The 8,095-nt window shown below is 63.5% G+C and carries 5 protein-coding genes and 1 pseudogene; 1 reads left to right on the plus strand and 5 read right to left on the minus strand.

The genetic code is table 11. The features are described from left to right. Positions 1–346 precede the first annotated feature (346 nt). Complete coding sequence (locus IRZ31_RS18315; RefSeq protein ID WP_297156304.1) at positions 347–1,696, plus strand: multicopper oxidase domain-containing protein; 1,350 nt, start codon at positions 347–349, stop codon at positions 1,694–1,696. A 191-nt stretch (positions 1,697–1,887) separates the two neighbouring features. Here IRZ31_RS18315 and IRZ31_RS18320 read toward each other — a convergent pair whose 3' ends face one another. The 5 genes and pseudogenes from IRZ31_RS18320 to IRZ31_RS18340 all read right to left on the minus strand — a co-directional run. After that, entirely contained in the window at positions 1,888–3,963 is a 2,076-nt protein-coding gene (locus tag IRZ31_RS18320; protein ID WP_297156306.1) for a PAS domain S-box protein, read from the minus strand. A gap of 255 nt (positions 3,964–4,218) precedes the next feature. After that, positions 4,219–4,671 (minus strand): hypothetical protein, encoded by a 453-nt coding sequence (locus IRZ31_RS18325; protein WP_297156308.1) that lies wholly within the window; start codon positions 4,669–4,671, stop codon positions 4,219–4,221. Between the two features lie 214 nt (positions 4,672–4,885). Beyond that, complete coding sequence (locus tag IRZ31_RS18330) at positions 4,886–6,829, minus strand: chloride channel protein (protein ID WP_297156310.1); 1,944 nt, start codon at positions 6,827–6,829, stop codon at positions 4,886–4,888. Positions 6,830–6,917: 88 nt separating this feature from the next. Next, positions 6,918–7,553 (minus strand): TetR/AcrR family transcriptional regulator, encoded by a 636-nt coding sequence (locus IRZ31_RS18335; RefSeq protein WP_297156312.1) that lies wholly within the window; start codon positions 7,551–7,553, stop codon positions 6,918–6,920. Positions 7,554–7,855: 302 nt separating this feature from the next. Then, positions 7,856–8,095, minus strand: a pseudogene (locus tag IRZ31_RS18340) (glycoside hydrolase family 6 protein); the annotation flags it as partial.

Below are 8,095 nucleotides of genomic sequence, written 5' to 3' on the forward strand. Positions count from 1 at the left end.
CTTCTCTGGCCTGCCCCTCCCCTACCCCTCAAGCATGACTATACGACATCCAGCAGCCGCCACAGCCTCAGCGGTGACCGCCGCCATTAGCGATCACCGACAGCGACCTGCGCTTGAGCCGTGACGCCTCTGAGAGAGCGGGAGCCGGCTTTGTGAGGGGGCTGAAACCTGGCAGCGCTACTGTTCTCAATGCGAGCTGATCTGATCCCTGTCGAGCTGATCCCAGCCAACCAGATCGGCCCGCAATGCAGGACATCAGAACACACAACGCGCGACTATTCAGTTCAGATGCTGAAGACAGCCAAAGAGCTAAAACTATCCCTGTCCATAGATAGGAGGCAGTACAATGGCATCACAAGAAACGGGAGAGGTCGCCAAGGGGAGTCAGACGCAGCCAGCCGCCTCAACTTCTCCCAAAGCTGGCCCAGACGAGCAGCCGACAGCCCAGCGCAATGGCGCAGCCCAGGCTGGGGAGCCGGAGCAGCCGCCAGCATCGGCAGCGGGGCCAATCATCCTGGAGGCGGGCAGCTATCGCCCGGAGACCTACCGCCAGCTCGCAGCCGGAGGCGGCAACGTCGTCTTCGTGCGCCGTCGCCAGCCGAAGCCCGCTTATCCCTGGCGCCGGGCCTTCGCTCCGCTGGCCGTTCTGGTCGCGGCCTTGCTCGTCATGGTGGCCGTCCTCAGCTTTGGCCTCGGCAGTACTCTCGCCAGCGGCGGGAGCGCCACGAGCGGGGGCGGCACCAGCCCGGATCAGAGCGCCACCATGAGTGGCATGAGCAATATGAACACGAGCAGCCAGGACGCCAATGCCACCGCCACCGTCGCGGCACTGCCACGGGCGACCCAGAGCCAGGGCAATCAGCTCGCCACCTACGTGCGCGATCCCGACGGAGCCAAACACTTCACCCTGGTCGCCGAGCAAGTGCTCTGGGAGGTTGTGAAAGGCACCTGGGTGCCAGCCTACACTATCAATGGCACCGTACCAGGGCCGATGATCCGCGTCACCGCCGGCGACCACGTGCGCATTACTTTCATCAACCACTTCCACGAGGCCACCAGCATCCACTGGCATGGCCTGGAGGTGCCCAGCCAACAGGACGGCGTGCCCGGCATCGGCCAGCAGCCGATTCAGCCGGGTCAGAGCTATGTCTACGACTTCACGGTCCACGACCAGGACGTCGGCACACACTGGTACCACAGCCACTATAACGACCTGAATGAAATAGCCGGCGGCTGCTACGGGGCCTTCATCGTTGACCCGCGTCCCGGCTCGCCCCAGGCACGCGCGGAGGTCCATGCCGACGTCGACTATACGGCCTTCATCGGCACCCTGCCCGGTGGCTATTACGTCATCAACGGCAAGAGTTTCCCCGATACGCAGCCGCTGCACGTCAAACATGGCCAGACCGTGCGCCTGCGCCTGATCGGGGCCGACACGTTGACGACCCACCCTATGCATCTGCACGGCCATACTTTCACTGTGATCGCCCAGGACGGTCATCCTTTACCGCAGCCCTACCAGCGCGACACGCTGGAGGTCGCCCCCGGTGAGACTTACGACCTGGTCTTCACGGCCTGGGCCGCGCCGGGCAGCATCTACCCCTTCCATTGTCACATTCTCTCGCACCTGATGAATCCGGGGCAGAATGAGAGCGAGATGGGCGGCCTGGTCATGCTGGTGATCTACGACCGTTAGCAGATTGATCAGTCAGTCGCTGAGGCACAGGTTCCCGACAAGCCCCACAACAGAAAGCGCCTGGGCTATCCTCCAGTCCAGGCGCTCGGTTTTATCTGCGAACAGGCGAACGCAATAAGGAAAGGCAGCGACCAGCTCCCACCTTTCCAGTTGCCCTGGTGCTGATCATCCTGGCTGGTGTCAGTCGACCATCAGGCTCCGGCTTCCGGTAGGCCCGGCGTTGCAGCGCTGGCCTCGCCCTCCAGCAGCCGCTCACAGCTCTCCTCGCTCTCCTCTCGCAAGAGCGGCAGGCGCACAAAGAAGGTCGAGCCTTGTCCCTCCTGCGACTCAAACCAGAGGCGGCCCCCATGCTGCTCTACCAGGGCGCGGGCCAGGTAGAGGCCGAGGCCCGTCCCCTCAATGCCCCAGGCGCGCGCATTCTCAGCCCGCATAAAACGCCCGCCGATCTGTCCCTGCTGATGACGCGGGATGCCGATGCCGTGATCCTGGACGCTGATCAGAATTGCCTGCCCGTCGCCCTCGGGCATCACCCTCACCTCAACCGGTCCGCCCTGGGGGCTGTATTTGATGGCATTCTCCACCAGATTGGTCAGGACCTGCTCCAGGCGATGGGGATCGATCAGGGCCACCAGCGGCTCCGCCGGCGCCTGCACCGTTAGCTGATGGCGCTCGGTCGTCGGCTGGAGGCGCCGTACTACCTGACGCACCAGGGGGACCAGGTCCGCTGGCAGGCGCTGCAGTTGCAGGCGTCCAGCCTGCAGGCGACTGAGATCCAGCAGCTCTTCGGTCAGCCCGGCCAGGCGCGCCGTGCCCTGCTGGATCTCTTCCAGGGCCTCGCGCTGCCAGGGGGCCAGCGGGGGACCGTGTCCGCGCTCGGTCTGACGCAGGAGCATCTCGGCGTAGCCGGTCAGCGCAGCCAGGGGTGTGCGCAGCTCGTGGGCTGCAATGCTGATGAACTCGTCCTTTAGCTCGTCGGCCTCTTTGAGAGGCGTCACGTCCTGGTGAATGACCAGAGCTAGCGGCTCCCCCGGCTCACACTGGCGCAACAGCTCGCCTTGCAGAGCTTCGGGAGGGACATGCAGCGGCAGAGCGCTCACCAGTACAGGGAGCCGGGTCCCATCGGCACGGCGAATCTGCTCCTGATAGAGCGAGATCGCCTGTTGCTCGCGCAGGACACGCAGCGTGATCAGTTCTTCGGGGATCAGGGCCTTGCCTCGCAGATCGCTGATGACGATGCCATGCTCCTGCAGAAATTCCAGAAACGGCAGACCCGGCGGCCAATCGGCCCCCCAGACCCGGCGCACGGCTTGATTGGCCAACAGGAGACGGGCCTGCTCGCCGGCGACCAGGGCCATAGCAAAAGGCAGGACCTCAAAGAGCTGCTCCAGCAGCGAGAGATGGCCAGCCAGCATGGCCCGCGCCTCACGCTCGCGCTGGCGCCGCTCACTGATATCGCGATTGATCTCCAGGGTGGCCAGAACCTGGCCCTGCTGGTCACGAACCAGGGCCTGACGGCTCTCGACTACCACCAGGCGCCCATCACGGCAGACCTGGGTTAGTTCCCCTTCCCATTGACCATCTCGCTCCAGCGCGGTCCGCACTGCCACCTCTCCTTCGGGAAAGCCGGTCTTGAGCAGGCGCGTGCTGATGCGCCCCAGGGCCTCCTGCGCCGGCCAGCCGTAGAGACGCTCAGCTCCGCGATTCCAGAGCAGAATGCGATCAAGAGGATCACGCACAATAATGGCATCGTAAGCCTGATTGAGCAGCTCACCCTGCACACTCAGATTCTGCAGCAGGAGGGCCCGCTCGCGCTCGGCCCGGCGCTGGGCGGTCATGTCGCGCACGGCAGCGATGACATAGAGCTGTTCGCCAACGCGCAAGGGGCTGAGGCTGATCTCAACCGGGATCTCGCTGTTGTCCTTGCGACGGGCGAAAAGATGTAAGCCGATGCCCATCGGACGCAGGCGCGGGGCTTTAAAGTAGTGGGCGGCATGCCGACGATGGATCTCGCGGAAGCGCTCCGGCAGGAGGAGATCCAGCGCTTGGCCGAGCAGCTCCTCGCGGCTATAGCCAAAGACTGTCGTGGCCTGGGCGTTGACCTGGACAAGATGCCCCTGCTCGTCTACGACGATGAGAGCATCGGGCAGGAGGTCGAGGAACTGGCGGAAGAGCGCTGAGGTGACATCGGCAATGATCGGGGGAAAGGTCGAGGGAACCGGCTCCCCCTGCGCTTGCTCCAGCTCTCCTTGAGGATCGTGCGCTGTCATGACTCCTCCGCTTCCCATGCAAGCAGACAGCAAGGCCGCTCAGCGATCGAAGTCAGGGGCGGTTGCGCTCGCTTCGCCTGGCGTTGCTGCCTGTAGATGCTGCAAGCTCTCGCCAGAAGGATTATAGCATCGCCGGCTGCCAGCGACAAGCGCAGCATCCAGCCAGAACGGCCCGCCCGCCAGGCTGGCTGCTCTGCTCTGGCCTACCATTTTTCTTTTCAGAGCAGCCAGCCAGCCAGCCCAGACCAGACCCTATCAGCTTTGAACAGAGACGGTCAGCTTCATGCCGGCTTCATAGTGGCCCGGCAGAAAACAGGCAAACTCGGGATGCGAGCCAGCCGCAGTGCGGGGGAAGGTATAATCGAGGGTCACAGTGGCCCCGGATGGAATGTTCTCCACCATCGCCAGGGCCATATGGTCCATTTCATCCATCGACATATGCTGCGCCATCGACCCCATACTGTGCGGCATGATCATAAACTCGTGGGCAACCACCCCTTGATTGGTAATCACAAAGTGGTAGGGCACATCGGGCTTAAAAGTGGTCAGTGAGGCCTGGATGGCAAAGTCACGCTCTGTAATCGCAACGGTCTGCGCCCCAGCGGGAGCTGAAGTCTGCGTCGGCGCCGATCCACCACAGGCCGCCAGCATGAGGGCCAGGGGGACCAGTAGCGCGAGCCATCGTCGCCAGTTCCAGATATGGCGCATACGCTTCTCTCTTCCACTCCTTTCTCATCCGGCCCGGATCGTCTGGTAGACGGAACCGCAGCAGCTGGAGCGGCCAGAACCGGACGACCCGCTGTCTTGTTCTCACGTCTCTACTCAGAACATACTATACTGGCAAGCATCGAAGACCCAGAACCACGAGCAGTCGAGGTCGGGCCAGGGCGGCCTGGCACCATCCTGGCCCGGTTGCCCGGGATCACAGCGAGAGGCTTTCCTCAGCCTTTTGCCGACCGGCACTGGTCGGCTCTCCGTCTGCGCTGGTCAGCGCCAGGACGGACAAGGTCGGCAGTCCAGGCTCAGGCCCAGAGCGCTGGGCCTGGGGAGCACGCGCCACCTGATACGCCTGCAGGATCGAACGGGCGGAAACGTAGCCCACCAGATGTCTGGAGCCAGCCCTCTCCTCCACCACCGGTAACCAATCGCAGCGCTGGTCGAGCAGCACCGCCAGCACCCGATCAAGCGGGTCAGAGGGCGTCACCGCCAGGGTCTGCCGCGACTCAAGCAGCTCCGCTACACGCCGCCGCTCCCGTTCGGCAGCTTCCACCGCCAGCACCTGCGCTAGCGTCAGCCTGCCCAGGCAGGTCCCCCGCTCATCGAGGACCGCCACGCTGTCGATCTGCCACTCCCTCAGCAACGACTCGGCCTCGGAGAGCGATAGGTTGGCTGCCAGCACAGGCTGAGGAGGCAGCAGCGCTTGACGGACCTGGAGGAGCGAGAGCAGGGGCCACGACCAGCGCCGGCGATGGGCCGGCGAATCGGCCCGTGTTCGCAGCTGATTGCTGTAGATCGATTGCTCGCCGACGATGAGCACGGCTATCCCTACGGCCAGCATAGCCGGGGCCAGGAGCGAAAGATTGCCAGTCATCTCAGCGACCATCAGCATGACCGCCAGCGGCGCATGAGCGATTCCGCCGAAGAGCGCCATCATCGCTACGATCACAAACGGAGCAGGCACCCCCGGCAAACCCGGCACCAGGGGAGTCAGCAGGCGCCAAAACGCTGCGCCGACGGCAGCTCCGATCACCATACCGGGGCCGAAGATACCACCCGAGCCACCCGAGCCAATAGAGAGGCCGGTCGCCAGGATCTTGAGGAAGGGAAGCGCCAGTAGCACCCACAGCGGCCACGCGCTCAGGCCCGGCCCCATCCAGAGCTGCACCCAACCATAGCCCATGCCCAGGATCTGAGGGACCGCCAGACCGATGAGACCCACCAGCAGGCCGCCCAGGCCCGGCTTGAGCCAGCGCGGGCCTGGTAGACGATGAAAGAGGGCCGTCAGACCGTAGAAGCCTGTGGCATAGGCCCGCCCAAACAGCCCGCAGAGCACACCAAGCAGGCCATACCACAGTAGCTGCAGAGGCGAGCTGAAGGCCAGGTTGGCAGGCACGGCAAAGATGGGACTCCAGCCAGAGAAGGCGCCAAAGACGCTGTATCCTACAATCGAGGCGATCAGCGCGGGGAGCAGCGCCTCAACTTCCAGATCCTCTTTATAGAGGATTTCAGCAGCGAGCACAGCCCCCCCAAGTGGTGCCCGAAAGATCGCGCCAATGCCGGCCCCGATCCCCGTGGCGATCGCCAGGCGACGCTCGTAGGCATCGAGATGCAAGAATTTGGCGAGCAAAGAGCCAAAACCAGCGCTGATCTGGGCGGCAGGCCCTTCACGCCCACCGGAACCTCCAGAGCCAATGGTGATGGCCGAAGCGATGAGCTTGATCAGGGGGACCCGCGCCCGGATCGGCCTGCCCTGATGAAAGGCCGCGATCGCCGCATCGGTTCCATGTCCTTCGGCCTCGGGCGCCCAGCGAAAAACAATGAGGCCGGCCAGCAGACCGCCACCAGTCGTCACCAGCGGCAGCAGCCAGGGACGGGACGCCGCCCAGAGCGGGACCCAGGCCGTGCTGCCTTCCCCCGCCGGATCAGGCGGACGATAGCCAATCAGCAGTCCCAGGAAAAAGGTGCTCGCCAGGTGGATGGCTTCGAAGAAGGCGATGGCCCCCAGGCCAGCTACCAGGCCGATGGCCGTGCTGAGCAGCAGCCACTTCCAGAGCAGATAAGGGCGCTCTACCCCCTTCTCACGGCTCTCCTGACGCCCACGACGCCGCCAGCCCTGAAGGAGAACGGTCAGCCAATCAGTCAGCATGCGCTATCTGCCTCCTTTTCACAACAATGGGTGGGTAGTCAGTCAAAATAAGGGTCAAAAGAAGGAGGAGAGAGGCAAGCCGTCGCGCTTACTCTCCCCGCTCACGCTCACCAGAACGGCTGTCGGAGGTCCCGAGGCCATGTAAGACGAAGTCGGCCACCGCTCCAGCCTGGCTGGCAAGCACGGAGGCAGGATATCCAAGCACGCGCGCGGCCAGCACATAGGATTCGGTGACCGACAAGACCATCAGGGCGCTGGCTTCCAGCTCAGGCACTTGCATTGCGCCACAAGCCTGGCCTTCGGCCAGCAGGTGGGCGATCGCTGCGACGTATTCCCTCAGCAGCGCCGCGGCCTCTTGCTGGAAGATACGGTTGACCCCATAGAGCGCGCTCATAAAGACATGGAAACTATCGCTTTCCCGTTCTGCTAGCCTGACAAAGGCCAGAAAGAGAGCCTCCAGGCGCTGACGCAACGAATCCCCCGTCGCTAACGCGGCGCGGATCTCCCGCAGGTGGGCCTGGGCAATAAAGCGCAGCATTTCCAGAAACAATGTACGCTTGTTCTCAAAATAGAGATAGATTGTGCCTTTCCCGATGCCAGCCTGCTCGGCAATGAGGTTAATGTTGGTCTGTTCAAAGCCCAGGCGGGCGAACTCGCTAGCTGCTACGCGCAAAATGCGCTGGCGCGTGGCCTCGCGCGTCTGCTCATCGACGATCTTCGGCATGACCTCGCCTCCTCTGGTTCGGCTGTTCTTGACTGCCGCGTCCCCTCTTTTAATTAATGACCGACCGGTCACCCATATTCAGGGTACACTCAGGTGGGCCTGGCTGTCAAGAGCAAGGGGCGGAAAGAGGGCCTGGCTGGGACCAGGGAAGTCAGGGAGAGAGGGCAGTGCCCAAAAAAGGGCGGTGCCGTGACTGAACCGGAGGAGTCAGCCACGGCACCCGCCTCTGACCGAACGAGGAGTCCCCGGGAGAAAGAGATTCTGTATGTGACCAGCTTCTCCCGGGCCGAACGTCTCTTTGATTAGAAGGGCGGATAGGCGTTCTGGACCAGGGTGTCAAAGCCCGCCTGGAACCAGGCCCCAGCCACTGGTGCGTTCGGCATCGCTCCCGTCGGCTGATAGTTGTTCATGGCATTGCCGCCATAGTTGGGATCGCACATTTCATCGAAGCCCTTGCCCGTCGGGTTGTTCGGCCCCTGCGGGATCAGGCTGCTGGAGCCATCCGACTCCCCGGGCGGCTTGATCCACACAAAGGCATCAAA

The sequence above is a fragment of the Thermogemmatispora sp. genome (assembly GCF_019683635.1).
Taxonomy (GTDB): domain Bacteria; phylum Chloroflexota; class Ktedonobacteria; order Ktedonobacterales; family Ktedonobacteraceae; genus Thermogemmatispora.

Bases quoted from the DNA above. Each gene is read 5' to 3' on its own strand.
- IRZ31_RS18315 (WP_297156304.1), top strand. From the start codon at position 347: ATGGCATCACAAGAAACGGGAGAGGTCGCCAAGGGGAGTCAGACGCAG.
- IRZ31_RS18320 (WP_297156306.1), bottom strand. From the start codon at position 3,963: ATGACAGCGCACGATCCTCAAGGAGAGCTGGAGCAAGCGCAGGGGGAG.
- IRZ31_RS18325 (WP_297156308.1), bottom strand. From the start codon at position 4,671: ATGCGCCATATCTGGAACTGGCGACGATGGCTCGCGCTACTGGTCCCC.
- IRZ31_RS18330 (WP_297156310.1), bottom strand. From the start codon at position 6,829: ATGCTGACTGATTGGCTGACCGTTCTCCTTCAGGGCTGGCGGCGTCGT.
- IRZ31_RS18335 (WP_297156312.1), bottom strand. From the start codon at position 7,553: ATGCCGAAGATCGTCGATGAGCAGACGCGCGAGGCCACGCGCCAGCGC.